The following is a 225-nucleotide window of genomic DNA, read 5'->3' as shown; positions in this document are numbered from 1 at the left end:
AGATGCCGGTCAGCGCGGTCACCGTGTCTTCGGTCACCGCGATGCTGGCCGGCGCGGTCAGATCGGGGGCGTCATTCACCGCCGTGATGTCGAGCGTGATGGTCGCACTGTCGGTCAGCGCGCCACCGGTGCCGGTGTTGCCGCCGTCATTCACCGTCACGGTCAGCGTCACATCGGCAGTCGCGTTCGCCGCCGGCGTGAAGCTCACGCCATTGGCGGCGATGA

General features: G+C 68.0%; 1 protein-coding gene. It reads right to left on the bottom strand.

Annotated features, from left to right (window positions below; translation table 11 throughout):
• Window positions 1-225 (bottom strand): hypothetical protein (locus WG924_RS28175; protein ID WP_345936349.1); only part of this gene is annotated, 225 nt, incomplete at both ends.

The organism is Tistrella arctica (assembly GCF_039630945.1).
Lineage (GTDB): Bacteria > Pseudomonadota > Alphaproteobacteria > Tistrellales > Tistrellaceae > Tistrella > Tistrella bauzanensis.
Note: the sequence above shows the minus strand (reverse complement) of the source record. Positions and strands in the feature narration are given on the sequence as shown.